General features: G+C 42.5%; 22 protein-coding genes. 19 read left to right on the forward strand and 3 right to left on the reverse strand.

Annotated elements, in window-relative coordinates:
• Positions 1-37 precede the first annotated feature (37 nt).
• The 4 genes from N480_RS10965 (at position 38) to N480_RS10980 (ending at position 6,133) form a co-directional block, all read left to right on the forward strand.
• Positions 38-925, forward strand: a complete 888-nt coding sequence (locus N480_RS10965) for an ABC transporter six-transmembrane domain-containing protein (protein WP_063372546.1) — start codon at positions 38-40, stop codon at positions 923-925.
• Positions 915-2,063 (forward strand): efflux RND transporter periplasmic adaptor subunit, encoded by a 1,149-nt coding sequence (locus tag N480_RS10970; RefSeq protein WP_063372547.1) that lies wholly within the window; start codon positions 915-917, stop codon positions 2,061-2,063. The genes N480_RS10965 and N480_RS10970 overlap by 11 nt, the downstream gene beginning before the upstream one ends.
• Positions 2,060-5,152 carry an efflux RND transporter permease subunit gene (locus tag N480_RS10975; RefSeq protein ID WP_063372548.1) on the forward strand — a complete coding sequence of 1,031 codons (3,093 nt, stop codon included), beginning with the start codon at positions 2,060-2,062 and terminating at the stop codon, positions 5,150-5,152. The genes N480_RS10970 and N480_RS10975 overlap by 4 nt, the downstream gene beginning before the upstream one ends.
• An 81-nt stretch (positions 5,153-5,233) precedes the next feature.
• Positions 5,234-6,133 carry a helix-turn-helix transcriptional regulator gene (locus N480_RS10980; protein WP_063372601.1) on the forward strand — a complete coding sequence of 300 codons (900 nt, stop codon included), beginning with the start codon at positions 5,234-5,236 and terminating at the stop codon, positions 6,131-6,133.
• A 1-nt stretch (position 6,134) separates the two neighbouring features.
• Here the strand turns inward: N480_RS10980 and N480_RS10985 are convergent, their stop codons facing one another.
• The gene (locus N480_RS10985) at positions 6,135-7,022 is read right to left on the reverse strand and encodes a LysR family transcriptional regulator (protein WP_063372549.1); all 888 of its coding nucleotides are present in this window, start codon (positions 7,020-7,022) and stop codon (positions 6,135-6,137) included.
• Positions 7,023-7,176: 154 nt separating this feature from the next.
• Here N480_RS10985 and N480_RS10990 point away from each other — a divergent pair, with 154 nt between their 5' ends.
• The 7 genes from N480_RS10990 (at position 7,177) to N480_RS11020 (ending at position 12,565) form a co-directional block, all read left to right on the forward strand.
• The gene (locus tag N480_RS10990) at positions 7,177-7,791 is read left to right on the forward strand and encodes a glutathione S-transferase family protein (RefSeq protein ID WP_063372550.1); all 615 of its coding nucleotides are present in this window, start codon (positions 7,177-7,179) and stop codon (positions 7,789-7,791) included.
• 14 nt (positions 7,792-7,805) lie between these two features.
• Positions 7,806-8,171 carry a nuclear transport factor 2 family protein gene (locus N480_RS10995; RefSeq protein ID WP_063372551.1) on the forward strand — a complete coding sequence of 122 codons (366 nt, stop codon included), beginning with the start codon at positions 7,806-7,808 and terminating at the stop codon, positions 8,169-8,171.
• 11 nt (positions 8,172-8,182) lie between these two features.
• On the forward strand, positions 8,183-8,386 hold the full coding sequence (locus N480_RS11000) for a 2-hydroxymuconate tautomerase family protein (protein WP_063372552.1): 204 nt from the start codon (positions 8,183-8,185) through the stop codon (positions 8,384-8,386).
• Between the two features lie 149 nt (positions 8,387-8,535).
• The gene (locus tag N480_RS11005) at positions 8,536-9,363 is read left to right on the forward strand and encodes a class I SAM-dependent methyltransferase (RefSeq protein WP_063372553.1); all 828 of its coding nucleotides are present in this window, start codon (positions 8,536-8,538) and stop codon (positions 9,361-9,363) included.
• A gap of 35 nt (positions 9,364-9,398) precedes the next feature.
• Positions 9,399-9,617, forward strand: a complete 219-nt coding sequence (locus N480_RS11010) for a DUF6500 family protein (RefSeq protein ID WP_063372554.1) — start codon at positions 9,399-9,401, stop codon at positions 9,615-9,617.
• A 61-nt stretch (positions 9,618-9,678) separates the two neighbouring features.
• A complete protein-coding gene (locus tag N480_RS11015; protein ID WP_196761480.1) occupies positions 9,679-10,098 on the forward strand; it encodes a GNAT family N-acetyltransferase in 420 nt (139 codons plus the stop codon).
• A 283-nt stretch (positions 10,099-10,381) separates the two neighbouring features.
• Positions 10,382-12,565 (forward strand): OsmC domain/YcaO domain-containing protein, encoded by a 2,184-nt coding sequence (locus N480_RS11020; protein ID WP_063372555.1) that lies wholly within the window; start codon positions 10,382-10,384, stop codon positions 12,563-12,565.
• 74 nt (positions 12,566-12,639) lie between these two features.
• On the opposite strand, the gene N480_RS11025 is transcribed toward N480_RS11020, so the two are convergent.
• Both N480_RS11025 and N480_RS11030 read right to left on the reverse strand, forming a co-directional pair.
• Complete coding sequence (locus N480_RS11025; RefSeq protein ID WP_063372556.1) at positions 12,640-12,933, reverse strand: hypothetical protein; 294 nt, start codon at positions 12,931-12,933, stop codon at positions 12,640-12,642.
• 215 nt (positions 12,934-13,148) lie between these two features.
• Positions 13,149-13,490 (reverse strand): hypothetical protein, encoded by a 342-nt coding sequence (locus N480_RS11030; RefSeq protein WP_063372557.1) that lies wholly within the window; start codon positions 13,488-13,490, stop codon positions 13,149-13,151.
• A gap of 278 nt (positions 13,491-13,768) precedes the next feature.
• Between N480_RS11030 and N480_RS11035 the strand changes: the two genes are divergently transcribed.
• The 8 genes from N480_RS11035 (at position 13,769) to N480_RS11070 (ending at position 21,864) form a co-directional block, all read left to right on the forward strand.
• Positions 13,769-14,818, forward strand: a complete 1,050-nt coding sequence (locus tag N480_RS11035; RefSeq protein ID WP_063372558.1) for a S66 family peptidase — start codon at positions 13,769-13,771, stop codon at positions 14,816-14,818.
• 57 nt (positions 14,819-14,875) lie between these two features.
• Positions 14,876-15,766 (forward strand): helix-turn-helix domain-containing protein, encoded by an 891-nt coding sequence (locus N480_RS11040; RefSeq protein WP_196761481.1) that lies wholly within the window; start codon positions 14,876-14,878, stop codon positions 15,764-15,766.
• Positions 15,767-15,853: 87 nt separating this feature from the next.
• Positions 15,854-16,144 carry a hypothetical protein gene (locus tag N480_RS11045; protein ID WP_063372560.1) on the forward strand — a complete coding sequence of 97 codons (291 nt, stop codon included), beginning with the start codon at positions 15,854-15,856 and terminating at the stop codon, positions 16,142-16,144.
• Between the two features lie 109 nt (positions 16,145-16,253).
• Positions 16,254-16,790: an RNA 2'-phosphotransferase gene (locus tag N480_RS11050; protein WP_063372561.1), complete on the forward strand. Its 537-nt coding sequence runs from the start codon at positions 16,254-16,256 to the stop codon at positions 16,788-16,790.
• 14 nt (positions 16,791-16,804) lie between these two features.
• Positions 16,805-17,440: a Vat family streptogramin A O-acetyltransferase gene (locus N480_RS11055; RefSeq protein WP_063372562.1), complete on the forward strand. Its 636-nt coding sequence runs from the start codon at positions 16,805-16,807 to the stop codon at positions 17,438-17,440.
• Complete coding sequence (locus tag N480_RS11060) at positions 17,437-17,859, forward strand: hypothetical protein (protein WP_063372563.1); 423 nt, start codon at positions 17,437-17,439, stop codon at positions 17,857-17,859. Before N480_RS11055 ends, N480_RS11060 begins: the two co-directional genes overlap by 4 nt.
• A gap of 10 nt (positions 17,860-17,869) precedes the next feature.
• On the forward strand, positions 17,870-18,319 hold the full coding sequence (locus N480_RS11065; protein WP_063372564.1) for a GNAT family N-acetyltransferase: 450 nt from the start codon (positions 17,870-17,872) through the stop codon (positions 18,317-18,319).
• Positions 18,320-18,591: 272 nt separating this feature from the next.
• Positions 18,592-21,864, forward strand: coding sequence for a WD40/YVTN/BNR-like repeat-containing protein (locus tag N480_RS11070; RefSeq protein ID WP_063372565.1), 3,273 nt, complete (start codon positions 18,592-18,594; stop codon positions 21,862-21,864).
• Positions 21,865-22,038 lie beyond the last annotated feature (174 nt).

The raw sequence follows: 22,038 nt of genomic DNA on the forward strand, positions 1-22,038 counted from the left end.
GTGATACTTCGGCTCTAGCAGTATTTAGGAGTTAGATATGTTCACGCAACCCTCAATTTCACTGTGGTCTATTGTGAAATTAAGCCCAGCCAAAATTGCCATAACTTGGTCAATGGTTATTTTGGAAAATGTTCTACTTATTTTGTTGCCACTGTTTATTGGTTACGCAATTGACGGCGTATTGGCTAATGACACAACACCATTGTTTTGGTTTGCGGCAAGCCTATTTGGATTGGTGGCCGTAAGTGTTTTGCGCAGATTTTACGATACGCGCGTGTATGGTGGCATTCGTGTAAGGCTTGCTGAGAGAGTTGCTCACAACCTAAGGGAGGCGGATGTATCTTCTAAAAGCGCACGACTAACAATGTCTAGGGAACTTGTGGACTTTCTAGAAAATGACTTGCCAGCTTTGATGACGGCTGCAATTCAGCTTGTCTCTATCGTGATAATTCTCGCGACTTTCCACACTTATTTTGCTTTGAGCGTATTAGTAGCAAGCAGCGGCATGTTACTGGTTTATGGTTGTTGTCATAACACCTTTAAGCGTTTAAATGGAAAATTGAATGACCAAACAGAGCAGCAAGTTAAGGTACTAAGTGGCAAACCATTCGCGGCACTTAGCGCCCACCTCGAAAAGTTGAAAAAACATGAAATAGCCTTGTCTGATACCGAAGCCCTTGTTTACGGCTTTATTTTTGCGCTGCTATTTATATCTGTTCTATGCAATTTATGGTTAGTGAATATTTTACCGAGTCCGAGCACAGGTGAAGTGTTTTCTATTTTAACTTACTCACTTGAGTTTGTAGATACGGCAATTATGTTGCCAGTAACGCTACAAGTCCTCTCACGACTAAGCGAAATCACGCAGCGATTAAACCGTGACAATGACACACAATTAACTAAGGAAGGCAGTTATGAAGTTTAAAAATATCTTGGCAATTGGCGCGGGGGTGTTAGCCATTTTTACTGCGCTTGTGATTGTTGATGAACTGGCTGTTGCAGAGCAAGCTTATCAGAAGAGCGAGCCACAAGCCCAACCTGTTTCTGTGGTTATCGTGCATCCCGAGCGCCATGCTCCAAACTTAACCTTGTTGGGAAATACACAAGCGCGCTATGTCACGCAGCTTAGAGTGTCTAGTAATGGGCAACTTAGTTGGTTAGATACCGAAGCTGAGCCAGGCACGCTTGTGCCAAAATCGACGCCTTTGGCAAGACTTGATATGACGCACCTTGCGTCGGAACTCGCTCAGGCACAAAGTCGAGTTCGTCATGCGGAGCTAGCTCTAGAGCAACAGCTTCATGAACAGTCGGTTGCTGTCAGAATGTTATCAAATAAAAATCAAAGTCGGTACGCCAGAAAAGAGCCGCAGGTCGCGGCAGCCAAGGCTGACTTGGCTCATGCAAAACTTGCGCTTGAGAGCACCAGTAAGTTGGTTCAGGAAGCACAAATTATTGCGCCATTTGACGCTGTTATCCTATCTAGAATGGTAAGCCCTGGTGACTGGTTAAGCGCCGGAGAAACCTTATTTCAGATTGCGAGTAGTGCAAGTATAGATGTAATTATGCCTGTATCTGAGTCGACGTGGCGAAAGCTTGCGCCACAGTTAGCATCGCAACAAATAACGTTGCACGTGATTGACCGCGCTGGTACGAGTTGGCCTGCGGAAGTTAGGTATATTGCCCCCAACGTGGATGTAAACACCCGCCAGCGACAAATCGTATTAAAAGTTGCCAACCCGTACAGTTCTGTTGTTTCGCTCATGCCAAATCAACCGGTTCAAGTACACATACAGCTCGCTGCTGAGTCAAACGCATTTAAAGTGCCTCAAAGTGCTTTGACAAGGGGTGGCATGATTTGGCTTGTTGATGAAAGGGACACTTTGCACAAAGAGCACGTGGAGGTGCTATCTAAAAATGATCAACACGCATTTATCCGGTTCAATTCAGCGCTAAAAACAAGCCGAAAAGTTGTGTCATACCCGCTGTTAACCATGTTGGTAGGCAACAAAGTCTCCCCTGTTGTAGCGCAAATAAGGTTGGCGAGTAAGGAGGAGAGTCAATGAGCTGGTTAACTAAGTGGTTTATTGATAATTCGGTTGCGGCTAACTTATTGATGTTTGCGATTATTGTCAGCGGCGTTTTAGCATTTGGGCAATTGAGAGTCGAGTCTTTTCCGCAAATTGCACCATCCAGTATTTCTATCACTGTGCCATACCCAGGTGGTACAGCTGCGCAAATAGATAAAGGCATCACACAGCGTGTCGAAGAGTCTATCAGTGGTATAGCGGGTATTAAGCAAGTCGTCAGTCAGTCAACGGCTGGGCTATCTACCGTCATGATTCGCAAAACTTCAGAAACGGACATTGATACGTTGCTCAATGAAGTACGTAATCGTGTAAATGCAATTGTTGGATTTCCTGAATTGGCAGAGCGCCCAATAGTAGCCAAAGATGAATTCACTAACTTAGCCGCGTTTGTAGTTGTATCAGCCCCAAGAACTGACAGCCACTTGCAGTTAATCGCTAAGCAAGTAGAGGCAGAGCTGAAGAAACATGCTGATATCTCCAGAGTAGATAATTGGGGGAGTCGCAGCCCGCAACTGGTTATTGAACCAGAGCCGGTCAAGCTGGCGCAACTAGGTCTGACTTTAGAGGACTTGTCTTCAGCTATCGAGCAGTTTTCTCAAGAGACTCGAAGTGGAGAACTGACAAGTGACAGTGGCCGTTTGTTATTAAAAGGAGATGGCTACGCTGACAGTGTCACAAAGCTCAAGCATATTCCCATTATTGTTAAAGCAACGGGCACTGTACGTGTAGGAGACATTGCAAATGTATATCGCGATTTTGAGCAAAGTGGCTCAATTGTGCGTAATAATGGGCAAAATGCCATTGCTTTGTTAATAAGTACAAGTAGGTCAGACAACTTGCTTCATGTGAGTGCAGCCATCAAAGAAACACTAGAACAACTCAGCGAGCGACTGCCTGCGGACGTAAAACTTAATACGATGGCAGATATGGCTCCGTATATAGAGGAGCAACTATTTAGATTAGGCGACAACGCATGGCAAGGACTGTTGATAGTGATCATACTTTTGGGTCTTTTTCTGGACTTAAAGTTAGCTTTTTGGGTTTCAGCCGGTATTCCAGTTGCGCTGTTTGGCACCTTAGGGGCGTTGCAGCTGACCGAACATAGCATAAATGATATCACGCTATTCGGTTTTATTCTTGTGCTGGGAATCTTGGTGGATGATGCGGTGGTGGTAGGAGAAGCCATTCATGATAAACGAAGCCAATATAAACAGGGTCGTTTAGCTGCTTTCAAAGGGGTTCAATCAGTGTCTGTTGCGACCATTTTTGGTGCACTGACAACGATTGCAGCCTTTTCTCCAATGTTGTGGATAAATAATGAGTTAGCAAAGTTGCTGGCTGGGTTTTCGGTGGTTGTGATCATTGCGCTCTTATTTTCGCTCATTGAGAGTAAGTTCATTCTACCAGCACACCTTGCGCCTTTAGAGTACAGTAGCGCTAACAAAGGTGGTGTGATTCGTTCAGTGCAAACTGTTGCCCAGTCTTTGTTAGATGCTTTTAAAACTCGTGTGTATCAACCAACACTCTCTTTAGCGATAAAATATAAAGTGGCGAGCTTACTCTTTTTTGTTGCCTTTATAACGCTTGCTTATGGAATGTGGTCGACAGGCTCTATTCGCAGTGCCGTATTTCCAGAGATCCCTGGCCGTTATGTAACCGCAAAGGTATCCCTGCAAGATGGCGCGCCATTACCGCTTCAAAGTAAGGCCTTGGCGCAGTTAGAGTATGCGGCACATCAAGTTGGAGAGCAGCTGCAAACTCAATATCAGCTAGCGAGTCACCCTGTTGTAAATTTACTTGCGTGGTCTGACGGTTATGGGGACATTGAGGTCACAGCTGAATTAACCAGTGAATCTTTGAGTTTGCTTTCGAGTTATATGTTGGCAGACAGTTGGCGAGAGAAAACAGGAGCCATTGAAGGGGCATATTCAGTGCAATTCTCAGCGTCAGATGCGCCAGCTGGCGGGACCTTTGTTTCGATATCAGCACAGGAGAAAGAGATTGCCAAGCGTGTTAGTGCACAATTATCCGAGTCTTTAGCGGCACAGGCTGGTGTTTCGGATATTTACGATGATGCGGATGGAGGGCAAGTACAAATTCGAATCACCCTCAATGAATATGGTCAACAATTGGGTTTAACTCAATACAACATTGCGAAGTTGGCGGGTGAGGCGTTTGGGCACAGAGAGCTGCATCGAATACTCGACCAAGGACAAGAAACAAAAGTACTGGTGCGATACGCAAAGCATGACCGCCAAAACATTGAGCAGCTTAAAGCAAGTCTTGTAACTTTTGGAGCAGGTCAAAGTGTTAGGCTTGAAGATGTCGCCTCATTTAGCTTTGAACAAGTGCCAGAGATTATCCATAGGCGCGATAGAACCGAGGTTGTAAATCTCTACTGGAAGCAAAATAGAGATATACAATCGCCAGAAGAAGTACTTGCACACCTGCAGGGCGATATAGAACGATTAGCGCGAACTTACCCAAGTGTAAAAATAAAAGCAGGAGGGGAGTTTGAAGAGATCACTGCGGTGTCAAAAGGGTTTAAATCAGCAATGTTGATGACGCTTATTCTTATCTATATTTTGTTGGCTATTCCACTCAAATCATACTGGCAGCCGCTTATCATTATGGCTGTGATCCCATTTGGTTTTGCTGGTGCCATATTTGGTCACTTCATTATGGATTTGCCAATCAGTTTGCTCTCTATGTTCGGGATGATGGCAATGACCGGTATTGTCATTAACGACTCATTGGTTTTGATAACAAGGTTTAACGAGTATTATCGCGGTGGTATGACGTTGAATGAAGCCTTAATAAAAGCAGGGACGAGCCGGTTTAGAGCGATATTTTTAACTACAGTTACCACGGTTTGTGGCTTGCTACCGTTATTATTCGAACAAGCAGAGCAGGCTCAATATTTGAAACCCGCAGCGGTTGCTCTCGTGTTTGGTGAACTATTTGCTACTGTAGTCACGCTGATTTTGATACCGATACTGCTCGGTATATTTTGTCGCAAACAACCTAAACCGCAGATTTCTCTTCTGCAAGGGGAGACTGCCTAACTACAATTACTTACACGCTGGTATTTGATTTTAGAGATGTAGCGCGCGATAGTTGTGGCATTGGCCACAACTAGCTTGCTTATGTCTGAAAAAAAATCAAAACCCTATGTGATGGTGCCCGAATATGCACTATTGGATCCATTACCCGAGCACCTTCAAGCGCGTTTTATCAAAGCTCTAACATTAATGCACCAAGATTTGGCCGCGGGACTTTGTTGGGAGCAAATAGCCACACAAAGTGCCATTTCGCCATTTCACTTCCATCGTCAGTTTTCAGAGCTTTTTCATGAAACACCTGGACAATACTTGAGCCGAGTGCGTTTGCAGTATGCTGTGCATTATATTTTTGCAGAAGATGAATTCAAAATTACGGATATTGCACACGAATGTGGCTATTCGTCATCTCAGGCGCTTGGTAAAGCATTAAAAAAGACCCTCGGATGCACTGCCAAGGAGATACGCGCGTTGGGGGTAACGGGTACTCCAAGACAAACCGCGGAGTTGATGAGCAAGTTAGCACACCCAACAGCGTCAGGGTCGCTAGAAAACAAATTGGCAAAAGATTTGCCCTGTGAGCTGGTGTGGTATCCACAAAGAGGCATGAAACTATTACCGAATGCCAGCGAAGAATGGGACACCATCTTTGAGACTTTTGGTGAAAAGTCGACGCGTATGATGGGTATGACGCCTGTAAATCAATTAGAAAAAAGCTGGCGAGATATTGAAACTTACATGGGGGATTGGCAAGTTTGTGGGTCTGAATACACAAAAATATTAGCTGAAGGCTATTATTTTTGCTGTGATGTTTACCTTGTTTCAGATACGGCTTACATCGCAGCGCTTGAGCAGTTATTTAACGTGATAGAGTCTCAGGGGTATCAATTAGATACGCACGGTCACTTGGTTGAAATCATCCGAGATATTGAAATGACAGATACAGGTGGGGTGACGTTTTCTTTTCAAGTGCCCGTTCTTGTGTGAGTTAACAACGGTCAATAGTCTTAGAAAAGTACTGCTCTAAAAACTGGATGCATTGTATTACGGTTTCTGGTACAAAATGTCTCGCTGGGTAGAGCGCATAAAGCGTTAGTTGTGGCTTATTTGTGTGGCTCAGTATTTCAATGACTTCGCCGTTTTGTATCGCCTTGTTGCATACAAAGTCGGGTAAAAAACCTATTCCTTTACCCGCTTTTATGATTTCCAACATAAATGGGGTGCTATTTACCTTTAATGAGCCACTTATCGCGACCCCACTTTCGACAGGCCATAGGTGCTTATTTTTAAAATAGGTATATTCAAAACAGTTATGAGCTTGCAAATCTTTTGCTTCAACGATGGGCGTGTGGTTGTTTAAATATTCTGGTGAAGCGCATATTCGGTAGCTAAATTGTGCAAGTGGTCGGCCAACATAATTTGAGTCTAGTAGTGTGCTTGAAGCCCGAAATCCCAGATCAAAGCCGTGTTCAACCAGATCAATGTCTTCATCACTTAAATGTATATCTAAATGGATCTTTGGAAACGCAGCCATAAATTGATTAAAAACATCAGTCAGTATTGTGAGGCCAAGCGCCATTGGTAAGTTGATTTTGAGCACGCCTTTTGGCATGTGGCGCATTTGTTGAACTTGCAATTCTGCTTGAGCGAGTCGAGAAACAATGTCTTGTGCGTGTGCTAAATAGGCTTCTCCTGCTTGAGTGAGCTGCAAATTTCGCGTAGTACGATGAATTAAACGTGCCCCCAAGCTTTCTTCTAGTTTGGTGATCTCTTTACTTATCATTGATTTTGATGTGCGCCTAAGTTCTGCAACACGTGTGAAGCTGCCTAGCTCGGCAACGTTAATAAATACCTCAATGGCACGTAATTTATCCATCTGTCTCTCTTTATAACTGTTTCCTTGAGGGAAACAGTGAGTTCGTATTGTGACTATATATTAGACATAAGACTTTTTCTACACTGATGTTGTTAAACGCTCAGAATCCTAAGTTTCTGAAATTACGAGTACTAATAATGTGTAGGAGAAAACGATGTATACCCTTTATTTCATACCGAGTGCGTGCTCGCTGGCAATTCAAGTCATGCTGCGAGAACTCAATCAAGCATTTACACTAGTGAATCAGCAGAGCGCGGAGAACTTTATCGCGGTAAACCCGGCCAACGTGGTGCCAGCGCTGGTGGAAAATGGCAAAGTATATACCGAAGGTGCAGCGATTATGCTGCATTTGCTACGTACACATCCGAGTGAATTGTGGCCATCGTCTGTAGGACTACAACAGCAAACAATTGAGGACCTAATGTTTGCCAACGCATCGATGCATCCCGCCTATGGCAGGTTATTTTTCGCGACACATGCGATAGCCAATGAACAGGCCCGCCAATTGTTCATAGAAGAAGCTGCAAAACAAATCAACAAGTTATGGCAAGTAGTGGGTTTGCGATTGGCGCAACGAGAAAATGAAGGTGGATACCTTGGTGGGAGGACGCCAGGCGCTGCCGACATTTTTTTAGCTGTTTATGCGCGCTGGGGGGCACACTTTTTTGTTGATATTCAGATCCCTGAAAATGTGCAACAAATGCTAGAGAGCGTAATGGCAAGACAATCATTCAAAGCAGCATTATTGGCTGAACAGTCATCGACATAATATTGGGAGGTTTTATGCATCGCACCCATTTACGAGAGGTTGATGAGGTGAAATCGGTTGTTCATCGTTATTTTGAAGGGCTATATCATGGTGACGTCAATACGCTCAAATCAATTGTTTGTGAAAGTTTAGAATTAAAGGCCCCAAACTTGCGACGTACTTTAGCTCAGTGGTTGACGCTTGTTGCAACAAGGCCCACTCCAAAAGAGCAAGGGGAGCCGTTTGATTATCGGATCTTGTCTATTGACATTGAAGATGAGCAGGCGGTGGTTAAGCTCGTTTGCCCATTGCTTGGACGTGTTTACATCGACTATTTAGGGCTTTTAAAAGAACAGGGCAAGTGGCTGATAGTGAATAAAATGTATGCGGATATTGGATAGAAGGAGGTCTTATGCCTTATATCAACATTAAAGTAACCGACGAAAATGTAACAAGTGAGCAAAAGCGTGCTCTTATACAAGGCGCAACAGCACTGGTGGTCGAGGTGCTTAACAAAGAGCCCAAAACAACCTTCGTGTTGATTGATGAAGTTAATACGGACAATTGGGGCATTGGCTATGAGCAAGTGTCAGAAATTAGGCAGTGCATTGAATAGTCGTATTTGATTTGCGAGCCGAATTTCAGGCCTGCTAAGAGCAAGTGAGGGTTTTCATTAAAGCCCTCACTTTGCGTCGTCCGCAAGCTAAATTTTTTTGTCGCTTTCGCGTTATGGTTATGGTGCAACAATTAAAGAAGGAGCTTGTAATGAAACAGAGTACCAACCTCACATCAGTGCCAGAGACCATGCTTTGGACACTTCATAACCGTGCTGTAGAGGCAATGCGCAGTGACGGCATCATTCAGGATGAACACGCAACACGAATATATCAAAGCATTGACTATCACTTTGAGCAGAGCTTTGGTAAAGCTGAGCCATCACATGCAGTTCGTTCGCTAGATTTTGATCGGGAGATCAGTGCTTTTCTTGAGAGATACCCAGAAGGAACGATCGTTAACTTGGGTGAAGGGCTAGAAACTCAGCGGTTCAGGGTATCCAGTAACAAGGCGCTGTGGCTCAGTGTCGATTTACCTGAGTCTATCGAAATAAGAGAGCGGTTCATTCAGCCAGATGAAAACCATCTTCACTTAGCGTTTTCAGCTTTTGATAGGCAGTGGTTTGATTATGTCCCGAAAGACAAACCGTTATTTATCTCTGCACAAGGATTATTTATGTATTTCAAAGAGCAGGAAGTTGTTAAGTTGATTAAAGATGTTGCCGCAACATTTGATAATTGGCGTTTGATGTTTGATACCATTCCTGTGTGGCTATCAAATAAGTCGACGTCAGTCACTGGTTGGGAGAAAACGCCACACTACACTACGCCGAAAATGCCTTGGGGCATTAATCGTGATCAACTGACCTCGTATTTTAAAACGCAACTGCCAAATGGGTTACACATAACAGATGTGGGATATTCAAACTTTCCTAGGGGGGTGACGAAGTGGGTGTTCATGGCGTTGAAGTCGTTACCGATTATAAAAAACAATGCGCCAACGATAGTAAAAATTGAGCCAGTTAATTTTTCCAAGTAAGATAGCTTGGCTAAAATATTTAAAAGGAAGTACAGGTGAGACAGAGCCTTAGAGAAAAAATAATCAAAGTGTGTGAGCAGAAAATCGATAAAAAAGGAGAGGGCGTAGGCTTGTCGTTTTACGCATTTTTTGCAAACAAAAATGATGACCCAGAAGTGTTGATGGAAGCCGCAACTTGGTGGATACAAACCCATCAGCTTGACCATTTTGAAAAAGCGCAAAAAGTAAAAGAAATGGTCAAAAGCGGGCTGTGATCTTACCTCTCAGTCACCTCGTCTTGGTTACCCTGTCTTATAACCCAAACAGAGTCATTGCATGATACAACCTAACATTGAAACTAGACGCCTGATTTTGAGGCCTTTTTGCGATAATGATGCGCCACGTATAGCGGAGTTGGCAGGCCAGAAAATTATTGCTGACATGACCGCAAGTGTACCGCATCCATACGAACCCGATATGGCCATAGCGTGGATCAGCACGCATCAAAGCGCGTTCGAGCAAAAATCGGCCGTGGTCTACGCAATTACCTTACAGGGAGACAACCGTATTATAGGTGCGGTGAGCTTTCCTCAACTAGGCAACGGCGAAGGTACACTTGGTTATTGGTTAGGAGTGCCTTTTTGGGGAAATGGCTATGCATTTGAGGCAGCGAAAGGGCTCATTGATTATTGCAAGGCAAATTTAGGGCTGCGCGTAGTTCATGCGGTACATTTGACTGAAAATACGCGTTCTTAATCGGTGATAGAGAAGCTCAATATCCCATTTTTTGAAGAGACGACACATTTGGTCAAAGGCACTCAGTGCCCAGTACGGGTTTATAAAGGGAATGTTTAAAAGTTAGCCACTTTTCAGTGCACTTAATCAAGGTGCAACTTTATTTGCGCTTATTTGCAATTAACCCAAGACTAATGACACGAAAAATAAGATAATCACCCAGTTAAGATAATTTTGCTGCTGGGTTTTATCAAATGAGACTTTGATTTGGCCGAGTAGCTGTGCACAACTGTGGAAGAGTTCAATGGAAATTAAAGTTAATTTTCTCGATAATCTGAGACTTGAAGCCAAGTTTGATGATTTTAGTGTTATTGCCGACCAACCGATCCGATACAAAGGTGATGGTTCGGCACCTAGCCCCTTTGATTATTTCTTAGCCTCATCTGCACTTTGTGCGGCATACTTTGTTAAGGTCTACTGCGTTTCTCGTGACATCTCAACTGATGGGATCCGCATTTCTCAAAATAACATTGTCGATCCTGAAAATAGATACAATCAAATCTTTAAAATTCAAGTTGAACTACCAGAAAGCATTTCTGAAAAAGATCGTAAAGGTATTTTGCGCTCTATTGACCGTTGTACTGTGAAAAAGGTAATTCAGACAGGCCCTGACTTCCAGATTGAAGATGTAGAGAGCTTGGATGATGATGCACAAGCGATGCTTATGGTAAAGCCTGAGCAAGATGCAAACACATTTATCTTGGGCAAAGACTTACCGCTAGAGCAAACCATCGCCAATATGACAGGGATTCTTTCAGATCTTGGTATGAAAATCGAAGTGGCCTCTTGGCGTAATATTGTACCAAATGTTTGGTCACTCCATATTCGTGATGCTGCGTCACAAATGTGCTTTACCAATGGTAAAGGCGCAACTAAAGAAAGTGCACTTTGTTCTGCGCTGGGTGAATTTATTGAGCGTTTGAACTGTAACTTCTTTTACAATGATCAGTTTTTTGGCGAAGAAATCGCGAACAGTGAGTTTGTTCATTATCCAAATGAAAAGTGGTTCCAACCTGGGCCAAACGATGAACTTCCAGCTGAGATTTTGGACGAGAATACGCGCGAAATTTATGATGCTGAAGGCGAGTTAAAAGGGTCAAATTTAATCGATACAAACTCAGGCAATGTTGAGCGAGGTATTTGTTCGATACCTTATACGCGACACTCTGATGGCGAAACAGTGTACTTCCCTTCAAACCTGATTGAGAACTTGTTTTTAAGCAACGGAATGAGCGCAGGTAATAACCTTGCGGAAGCGAAAGTTCAGTGCTTATCAGAGATTTTTGAGCGAGCTGTCAAAAAGCAAATTATCGAGCAAGAAATTGTACTGCCGGACGTACCTGAAGAGGTTTTGGCAAAATACCCTGGGATTGTTGATGGTATCAAAGCTTTAGAAGAGCAGGGCTTCCCTGTGGTTGTCAAAGATGCCTCATTGGGTGGTCAGTTTCCGGTAATGTGCGTAACGCTTATGAACCCTAAGACGGGGGGAGTATTTGCTTCGTTTGGCGCGCATCCAAGTTTTGAAGTCGCATTAGAGCGCAGCTTGACTGAGTTGCTACAAGGTCGCAGTTTTGAAGGCTTGAATGATGTACCACGTCCGACCTTTAACAGCATGGCGGTTTCTGAGCCAGAAAATTTTGTTGAGCACTTCATTGATTCTACAGGTGTAATTTCTTGGCGCTTCTTTAGTGCTAAGAAAGATTACGACTTTGTAGAGTGGGACTTTTCAGGGACTAATGAAGAAGAATGTGACCAGCTATTTGGTATTTTAAAAGCGCTCGGGAAAGAGGCGTATATTGCTGAGTTTACTGACTTGGGTGTGGCATGTCGCATATTGGTTCCGGGTTACTCTGAGGTTTACCCAGCAGAAGACTTGATTTGGGATAACACCAATAAGGCGTTGCAGTATCGCGAAGATATTTTAAACCTTCACAGATTAAGCGATGAAGCCCTTGCTGATTTGGTTAATCGATTAGAAGAGAGTCAGCTAGACAACTATACCGACATCATTACGCTGATTGGTATCGAGTTTGATGATAATACAGTTTGGGGACAGTTGACGATCTTAGAGCTAAAATTGTTGATTTACTTAGCGCTGGGTGATTTGGAAGAGACAATGGACTTAGTTGAGTCGTTCCTTCAATACAATGACAACACTGTTGAGCGCGGCATGTTCTACCAAGCTATGCACACAGTGCTTGAAATTGCTCTAGATGAAGAGTTAGAAATCGAGGATTACATTCATAATCTAACGAGAATGTTTGGACAAGAAGTGATGGACAACGTAATTGGGTCAATCAATGGTGACGTGCGATTCTATGGTTTGACCGAAACAAGCACTAAGCTTGAAGGTCTAGACAGACACCTTAAATTGATCGAAAGCTACAAAAAGCTTCACACAGCACGTGCCGCAATTGCCGCAAAATAGTCGAGCTTAAGTGACTTATGACAAAGCCCGAAGTATGTCCTTCGGGCTTTTAAGTTTGTGTGCTTTTTGTTGCGTTATTCACCGCCTCCACCACCGCCAGAGTCCCCTCCAAAGCTGCCGCCACTACTATTACCATCATGGTGGCTATCTCCGATACCAAATAAAAAGATACTACTGTTGGAACGCGTCTTCGCACCTGCCTTGACGCTATCTTTCCTTGCGAGTAATAAATATAGCTTTCTTAAAATACTTAAAGTAAATATTAGAATGAGAAGAGGGCACATAATACCTGCAATCATCGATGGCGACTGAAGGTCTGTAAAATACCAAGATGCAAATAATCCTGAAGTATTAATAATCCAAAACATAACAACTCCTTAAATGGTTGTTTTTTCGGCTTTACAACCGAGTCCATATTTTTTTGTTAGTTCATGCGTTGTTTCAGGTCTGATTTAGGCTAACAAGATTATTGCATAATGGCAAATTGGGTAAAAATATGGTCAATTGATAGGTGTTAGTGAGCAGTTGATTATTATAAGAATAAAGGTGAATTTAATATTTTATACTAGGCTTTTTCTCAAAGCTACCTCTTCCTCTTTGCAAGTAAGATCATAAGTTCCCCGATACTGATCACAGTAAGCTGGCCCGCAATGAGCACCAGCACTGCTGCGTCATAGAGATGAATTGATTCAAATTTAAAATTGATCGCATAGCAAAACGCAATGATTAAAGGCGTGTAAATACTGCGAATATAGCGAGTTTGGCCATTGGACTTTTCTACCATTACCATGGTAAGCACAAAAAGGTATGGAATTGACAATACGACAAGCTCGGTGAGTCCTCTCGCCCAGTACTTGTAAAGTGTTCCTCCCATTGCAATAACCAAGAGTAGTATGGCAATAGGATATATTTTTTTGGTATTCATCCTTGGAACCGTGTGTTTTTATTTTTTTATGTACTTTGGGGCTTTTATCAATTTTAAATGATAATTTAAGGTTGATAAATTTGTTTAAATATACAGTTATTTTAACGCTGGTGTAAGGTGGCTGAGATGGTTTTTTACTTCATCATTGTAACGTTATATGAATAGCTAAAAGTGCTAATTAAAACGAGGCGCTTCTAGCTGAATTTTATTGTGATTAGTGACTATGAAAAGGTTATTTATTAAAGTGTAAAACCAGAAAATATTAAAGGAGTTTTAAGTTGATAAAGCCAAAGCCACTGAAGCCGGGAGACAATATCGCAATTTTGTCTCCGTCAACTGGCTTGCCATCTGTATTTCCGCATATTTACGAATCCGGCATTCGTAACTTAAACGCGCTAGGGTTAAATGTCGTTGAATTCCCTACTGCACGTATGGATATCAATGAAGTATTTAACAACCCGCACCTGAGAGCACAGGACATAAACCGCGCTTTTTCGGATAGCAATATACATGGCATTATTGCAACTATTGGCGGCAATGATTCTGCGAGGATACTTAAGTATTTAGATCCTGACGTGATTAAAGCAAACCCGAAACTCTTTATGGGGTTTTCCGATTTTACGGCTGTTTCAGCGTTTGTAAATCAGCTGGGTTTGGTTACCTTTAACGGTCCTTCCATCATGGCTGGCTTTTCACAGTTACATAATTTTCAATCTGAGTACCTGCGTTATTTAAAGTCATTTTTATTTGAGCCTTGGCATAGTTTTACCTTGCCCACCTTTGAGTGCTACAGCGATGGGTACCCAGATTGGGCTATAGCCAGTAATGTAGGGCTTTTGCATGCAGGTAAAAATAATGATGGTCCCAGGTTTTTGCAATCAGCAAGAACGCAGCAAAAGAGTGTTACTGGGCAGCTATTTGGTGGGTGCATTGAAGTGCTGGAAATGCTTAAAGGTACGCAGTATTGGCCAAAACCAGATTTTTGGCAGGGGAAAGTTTTGTTCTTCGAAACATCTGAAGAAAAACCGTCTATTGACTACGTTAAGTACTGGATGAGGAACTACGGCGTTATGGGGGTTTTTGAACAGATTTCAGGATTGTTGTTTGGCCGGGCTCGCGATTACAGTAACAATGAAAAAACAGAGCTCGATGACGTAATTTTGTCCGTAGTAAAAGATGAATTTGGCTGTAACGAGCTCACTGTTGTGAGCAACTTAGATTTTGGACATACAGATCCTCAATTGATTATGCCACAGGGAGTGAAGATAGAAATTGACAGTCAAGCTCAACAAATACGTTTGTTGGAATCTCCTTTTAATTTAGGCTAACTTGTTTTTAAACTTTAAAGCATGGCTGTGTTAGAGCGAATTTGCAGGGTAGGGAAAATGGAAATAGCAAGTTATTGTCAGCGACATATTTTAGTTATTCCTCAAGCTTTAGGGGCATTGTCGGATGTGAGTAAAGTTGTCAGTTATAACGGCTCATCACTCTATTTCAAAGATCTAAAACAGGACTTAATAGATGTTGAGTTTTATACAAATCAGTTGTGTTTAGTTTTTGTAGAAGAAGGAAGCGAAACGCTTACAGGCTGGCAGAATAACCAGATAAAATTAACAGAAGGCCAGGGCATATTACTCTGTCAGGGGCAGAACTTACATTCAGATTTTGTCAAAAGCACCCAAGACCTCAAAGCTTGGCTAGTGTTTTTTGATAAAGCACTCATCGAGCGTTTTTTGTTGTCAATTGCAGTCAGTGTGAATAGGCCTAACACACCTACAGGTAGTTTTTTGACAGTGGATCATACAGCTGTCTCGGGGTTTTTTCGGCAGTTAAGTAGTTACCTTAATCACGAAATTCGCCTAGATAACATGCTCGACTGCAAGCTAACAGAGTTGCTACACGTATTATATGCTGTATGTGGTGAAGAGCTGCGTGCTTTACTTCAGATGTCAGAATTGGCACTACCGGCAAAACGCAATCTATATCGGCTTTTAGAGCAAGACCATGTGTTAAAACTGTCTGTCTCCGATTTGGCAAAGCTCTCAGGCAGAAGCCTATCCGGTTTTCAAAGAGATTTTAAACAGCTTTATACGCAGTCGCCTAAGCAATGGTTGATCAAAAAGCGCATGGAATATGCCAATAGATTAGTTTCGCAAGGGCAAATGTGTATCACGAATGTTGCGCTTGAAGTCGGTTACAATAATGTTTCGCATTTCATTAAGGCATATAAAAGCACATTTGGAGAAACGCCTAAGCAACAAGCGTTAAAGAGCTGACTTAAAAAACGTACTTTTCGGAATTTTGCGGAGTTATTTGTTGGTTATTGCGTAAATTGACTTCCGACTAACAAAGAAGGAGGCAATATGCCCGTAAGAGTACAAATTACTTGTAGTTTGGAGCCGAGTAACTACCCATCCCTTAAAGCTTTTTTAGCGCAAAACTTACCTAACGTAAGAGGTTTTGAAGGGTGCGAAAGAGTCAATATACTGTTTGATGAAACCCAATCTCAGATGCTGATTGATGAAGATTGGCAAAGTATTAATACTCATCAAAATTACATGATGTTCATCAGTAATAATGGCGTGCTTGAAACGCTGAAAGCATATTTTAGCGAACCACCTAAAATCAGTTATTTCTATCTCAGCAATCTTTAGCATTTATGACGTGTATTGTCTGACAATATGCGTCACGCAATACATCGCTGAAGTAGATGAGATACTTTCTTCTTAACATAGTGATTAATATGGGCTACATTATGGGTCCATGGAAAATAAAAAAATATCAAAGTACTTGAGCCTTATTCTTAGGCATCAACCACAATTAATAAACCTCGAATTAGACAGTCACGGTTGGGCTGACATAAATACGCTCATTCTAAATACTAAAAAATACACACTTACGCCAGAGTTAATATATGACCTTGTTAGGGGCAATGATAAACAACGTTTTGCAATTAGCGACGATGGAAAAAAGATTAGAGCTAACCAAGGGCATTCAATACAAATTGATTTAGATTTAACCGCAATACAGCCACCTAAAGTTTTATATCATGGGACAGCAAGCCGGTTTTTACAGTCAATACACGCAAAAGGCTTACTCAAAGGAGAGCGCCATCATGTTCATTTAACCGAGTCAGCAGATACTGCCCGCATGGTTGGCAGTCGCTATGGCAGCGCCGTAATTCTGACCATAGATTCTGAGCTGATGCATCAACAAGGCGCACAATTTTATAAAACAAAAAACGATGTTTGGCTGGTGGAGTATGTACCAGCGGACAAAATTGTGAATAACGATACTTGAATTAAGGTGCCGCTTTGAAAGGACCAAATCCGAATGATAAATCACCGCTTGAAGGCTTTTCGCAAGTTGGGTTTTTGAAAAACTTTATCACTTCAAACAATATTTTAGTTGGGGATTATACTTATTACGATGACCCGCAAGGGCCCGAAAATTTTGAGAAAAATGTACTTTATCATTTCGATTTTATCGGAGATAAATTAATAATCGGTAAATTTTGCGCCATTGCCACGGGTGTTAAATTTATAATGAATGGCGCCAACCATAAAATGTCCGGGTTCTCCACTTATCCATTTTACATTTTTGGTAAAGGTTGGGAAAAGGCAATGCCAAAAGATGGAGAGTTGCCATTTAAAGGCGATACGGAAATTGGTCACGATGTGTGGATAGGTTACGAGTCAACGGTCATGGCAGGTGTTAAAATTGGCAGTGGTGCGATAGTGGCCAGTAAATCGGTTGTGACCCAAGATGTACCGCCATACAGCGTTGTGGGTGGTAACCCTGCAAAAGTGATTCGAATGCGATTTGAGCAGCCCGTTATCGATGAGCTATTAAATATTGCTTGGTGGAATTGGACTGCAGACAAAATAACAGAAAATTTAGATGCAATAGTTGGCTGCGACTTAATAAAGTTAAGAGAGGCCGGTTTATGAGTTCGTTACATGCCACACGAAAAACGTCAAAAAGCTATAAAGCGATTTCGGTTTGTTTATGGGTTTCGTTGCTGTTTTCGTTGGTAACGTTTGTTCTGTATGTTTCTGACTCAAGCAACTTTGACCATGTTTTTAGTTTTGTAAAATCGGGCTATATGTTCTTTTTTGTGGCGCTATATAGCTACCTCACTTGGCGGTGGGTAAAGACGCCTAGCGCTATTATTAAGCCGCTGTTTTGGATAAGCTTATTAGAAATAGTGACATTGCAGTGGGGGCAGTGGAACATTGGCTTGAATCCATTTTCAGTAATTGGTGTGGCGTTCGCCTTTGAGCAAGTTTTAGTTTCGGTGAATATTATTGCTATCGCACTGCTAGGGTTTACATGGCGCAATAAACAAAAATTGGCTATTGCAGAGTAAAGGAGTATCTATGGAACAGTTAAGCACCATTAGCTTGCAACCAGTGACAAAACAAAACTATGAGGCCATTTGCGACCTTGATGTGAGTAAAATACAGCAGGATTTTGTGGCGTGTAATATGTGGTCACTGGTTGAGTCACATTACAACGATCATTATCAGACTCGCGGGATCTACTTCAACGATGAGCCTGTTGGATTTTTTATGTGGGTACCCGAGTCAAAGGAGAAGGTTTCAATTTGGCGTTTTATGGTGGACGAAAAGTTTCAAAATAAAGGCATAGGGCGGCAGGCACTACAGCTTGCGATTGATGAAATTAAGCACAGCTATTCTATTGAATTCATTGAGATATGCTACGATCCTAAAAACGTCACTGCGAAGTCATTTTATGCCAGTTTTGGTTTTGTTGAGTACGGCTTTGATGAGGAAGAGGAGGAAGTTTTAGCCAAACTAGTACTTTAGCGATAAGCAACTCCTCAAATAGGGGGATGGCATAAACGTCAGTGTTGGGTGCCATTCCCTTTAATGTGTACAATCACACCGAAATTAAATTAACCAATTGAATTTATTTATATATCTTATCTTTTTGTGGAAAAATTAAGTATTACATACTTTGTTACACTATAACACTTAACCCTATTTTTTGTAGTATGAGCGATTATTTACACACCCATATCATATGTTAGGTTAATGTTTAACGTTGGGATGCAAATAAAATAATATTTGGTGTGAAAATGAAAACTCTCCTCAAAACAGCCATCGCAGTATCAATTGCTTTGGTTACTTCTCAAGCACTGGCTAGTGGAACAGAAGAAGAAAAATCAATCTTTAGTAGTCAAACTTTTGAAGCGATGAAGCTTCGTAATATCGGACCTGCCTACATGTCAGGGCGTATCGCTGATATTGAAGTCGATCAAAAGAATCCATCGACTTGGTATACTGCTGTAGGCTCAGGTGGTGTCTGGAAAACAGTCAATGCCGGCACAACTTGGACACCTATTTTTGATAAACAAGCCGTTTATTCAACGGGTGATGTCACGATCGATCCGAGTAACTCAAATATTATTTGGGTTGGCACTGGTGAAAACAACGGTGGCCGCCATATCAGTTTTGGTGATGGCGTCTATAAGTCAGTGGATGGTGGTAAGACATGGAAAAATATGGGATTAAAAGAGTCAGAGCGTATTTCTGATATTGTTGTACACCCAACTGACTCTAATACTGTATGGGTCTCGGCACAAGGCCCGCTTTGGAGCAGTGGCGGTGAACGCGGTTTGTATAAAACGACCGATGGTGGCCAAACTTGGAAACAAGTACTTAAACCACAAGATGAGTGGACGGGTGTAACCTCTTTGCTGATTGACCCACGAAACCCTAAAAAGCTGTATGCAGCAACTTGGTCTCGTCAACGAACCGTCGCAACATATGTTGGAACGGGCCCAGGAGCAGGAATTCATACTTCAGATGATGGTGGTGAGACTTGGACTGAACTTAAAACCGGACTACCAACAGGCAATATGGGTAAAATTGGTATGGCAATCTCGCCAGTCAACCCAGATATTGTTTATGCGACGATTGAGACTGATAACCGAAAAGGTGGTTTTTACCGTTCAGAAAACCGTGGCGCGAGCTGGACGAGAATGTCTGATGAAGTTGGTGGTGGTACGGGCCCTCACTACTATCAAGAAATATTTGCAGATAAACATCAACTAGACCGTGTTTATATTGCCAGTAATTACAGTAAAGTATCTGACGATGGCGGTAAGACTTGGATACCTATCAACACAAAACGCAAACACGTAGATGACCATGCTTTTGCGTTCCACCCAACAGACCCTGATTTTGTGCTGATTGGTTCAGATGGCGGGATCTATATGTCGCACGACCGCATGGCAAATTGGCGCTTTATGGCGAACTTACCGCTGACGCAATTTTATAAAGTTGCGCCGGATGACGCTGAACCTTTTTATACGGTTTATGCAGGTGCACAAGATAACTCGACGCAAGGTGGGCCTTCACGTACTCGCCGAGCAGAAGGGATTAAAAATAAAGATTGGTTCTTAACACTGGGGGGAGATGGTCACCAACCAGCTGTTGAACCAGGTAACCCCAATATTATGTATTCGCAATGGCAACAAGGTAACTTGACTCGTCATGACCTGAAAACCAGAGAAGGCGTATATATCAAGCCACAGCCTCGTCCAGGCGAGCCAGCAGAGCGATTTAACTGGGATGCACCAATCAATGTCTCTACACATGATCCAAAAAGGCTTTATTTTGCTTCTCAGCGTGTATGGCGCTCTGATGATAGAGGTGATAGTTGGACACCAATTTCTGACGATTTGACCAAAAATGAAAACCGTATGCATATGCCAGTCATGGGCAGAACTTGGTCAGTGGAAGCTGGCTGGGACATTTATGCGATGTCTGAGTACCATACCATTGCGAATTTCACCGAAAGCCCAGTGGACGACAAAATTCTGTGGGCAGGCACCGATGATGGCCTGATCCAAGTAACGAAAGATGGTGGTAAAAACTGGAATAAGATTGACTTGAATAGCATTGAAGGTATTCCTGCAATGGCTTACGTTAATGATATTCGTGCCGATTTATTTGAACCGAATACGGTATATGTCGCTCTGGACAACCATAAATATGGTGACTTTAAACCTTACTTAATCAAATCTACTGACTTAGGTAAAACTTGGCAGTCGCTTGCTGATGATCTGCCAGAAAAGCATTTGGTGTGGCGAATTGTACAGGATCATGTAAACAAGAACTTGATGTTTATTGGTACTGAATTCGGTATTTTCTTTACCGTTGACGGCGGTAAAAAGTGGGTTGAACTAAACGGCGGTATGCCAACAATTTCTACGCGTGACGTCAAGATCCAACGTAGAGAAAATGACTTAGTTGCGGGCACTTTTGGACGCGGTATCTACATCCTTGATGACTATGCACCACTAAGACAATTGACAGAAAAGTCGATGGAGCAAGAAGCCATGCTGTTTGCGCCTAGCCGTCCTGTGAAATGGTTCAGTTTAGATGGTAACCATACCGATACCGATGGAGATGACCGCTTTGCAGCCAAGAACCCTGAGCATGGCGCTACGTTAACCTATTTCTTGAAAGACAGCCTGCTGACTGCCAAAGAGCAGCGCCAGAAAGCTGAAAAAGAGATGGTTAAAAATGAAAACTACCCGCTATATCCTGCGTGGGGCAAAGTCGAAAAAGAAAACCAAGAGCCGAAGCCAACAGTGTATCTTGAAATAACGGATGACAAAGGTGAATTTGTTAACCGTGTTTCGGGTAAGACTACAAAAGGGCTTCATCGTATAACTTGGGATATGACTTACGCGACCGGAAAAGCAGTGACGGGTATAGAGGAGTCGGGCTGGAGCCCATTTGGTGATGGACTAATGGCAATTCCGGGTACTTACTCAGCGACACTTTATAAACGTGTTGGAAGCAGAGTGTCACAACTCGCAGAGCCTGTAGAATTCGAATTAAAGCCTATTACTGGTAATTCGCTGCAAACGGCTTCGGCCAAGAGTGTACTTGAATTTGGTAAGAAAATCGCTAATGCACAAAGACGTGCAAGTGCGGTAAATGCGGTAATTGCTGAACTTAACAAGTCAATGAAAACGCTTAGAACAGCAATTGACCGTACCCCGGGTAACATAGCTGCATTAGAGGCAAACTACGCGGAGATTCAGACTGAGATCAATGCAATAAACTTTGAACTCAATGGACTTAAGTCACGTGACCGTATGGGCACGAAACCAGCGAATATCTCGAGTAGATTATTCTATGCGATGACAGCTGCGTGGTCGACATATGGCCCGACACAGCAACATAAAGAGCAGTTTGACTATGCAAGCAAGCGTCTTGAAAGCGTAAGTGAGCGAGTGAAGTCGCTGCAACAAAATGAAGTTCCAAAGCTTCAACAGTCAGTGATTGATGCTGGCGGACCTTGGTCTGTTGGTGCCCCATTAATGACTAATTAAACTAAGGGTTAAGCGGTGCTTGGCTTTCAAGCACCGCTTTATCCAAGATTAGACTAATCTTTAATATGTCGCTTATAAAAGGAAGTAGGTGAACCTGATTCAGTGAGCGATATGTTTGCTTCGAACTGAATAGTGACAAAGGTGCAATTTTTGTGACTATCAGTGGCAAATTCA

Source organism: Pseudoalteromonas luteoviolacea S2607 (assembly GCF_001625575.1).
Lineage (GTDB): Bacteria > Pseudomonadota > Gammaproteobacteria > Enterobacterales > Alteromonadaceae > Pseudoalteromonas > Pseudoalteromonas luteoviolacea_E.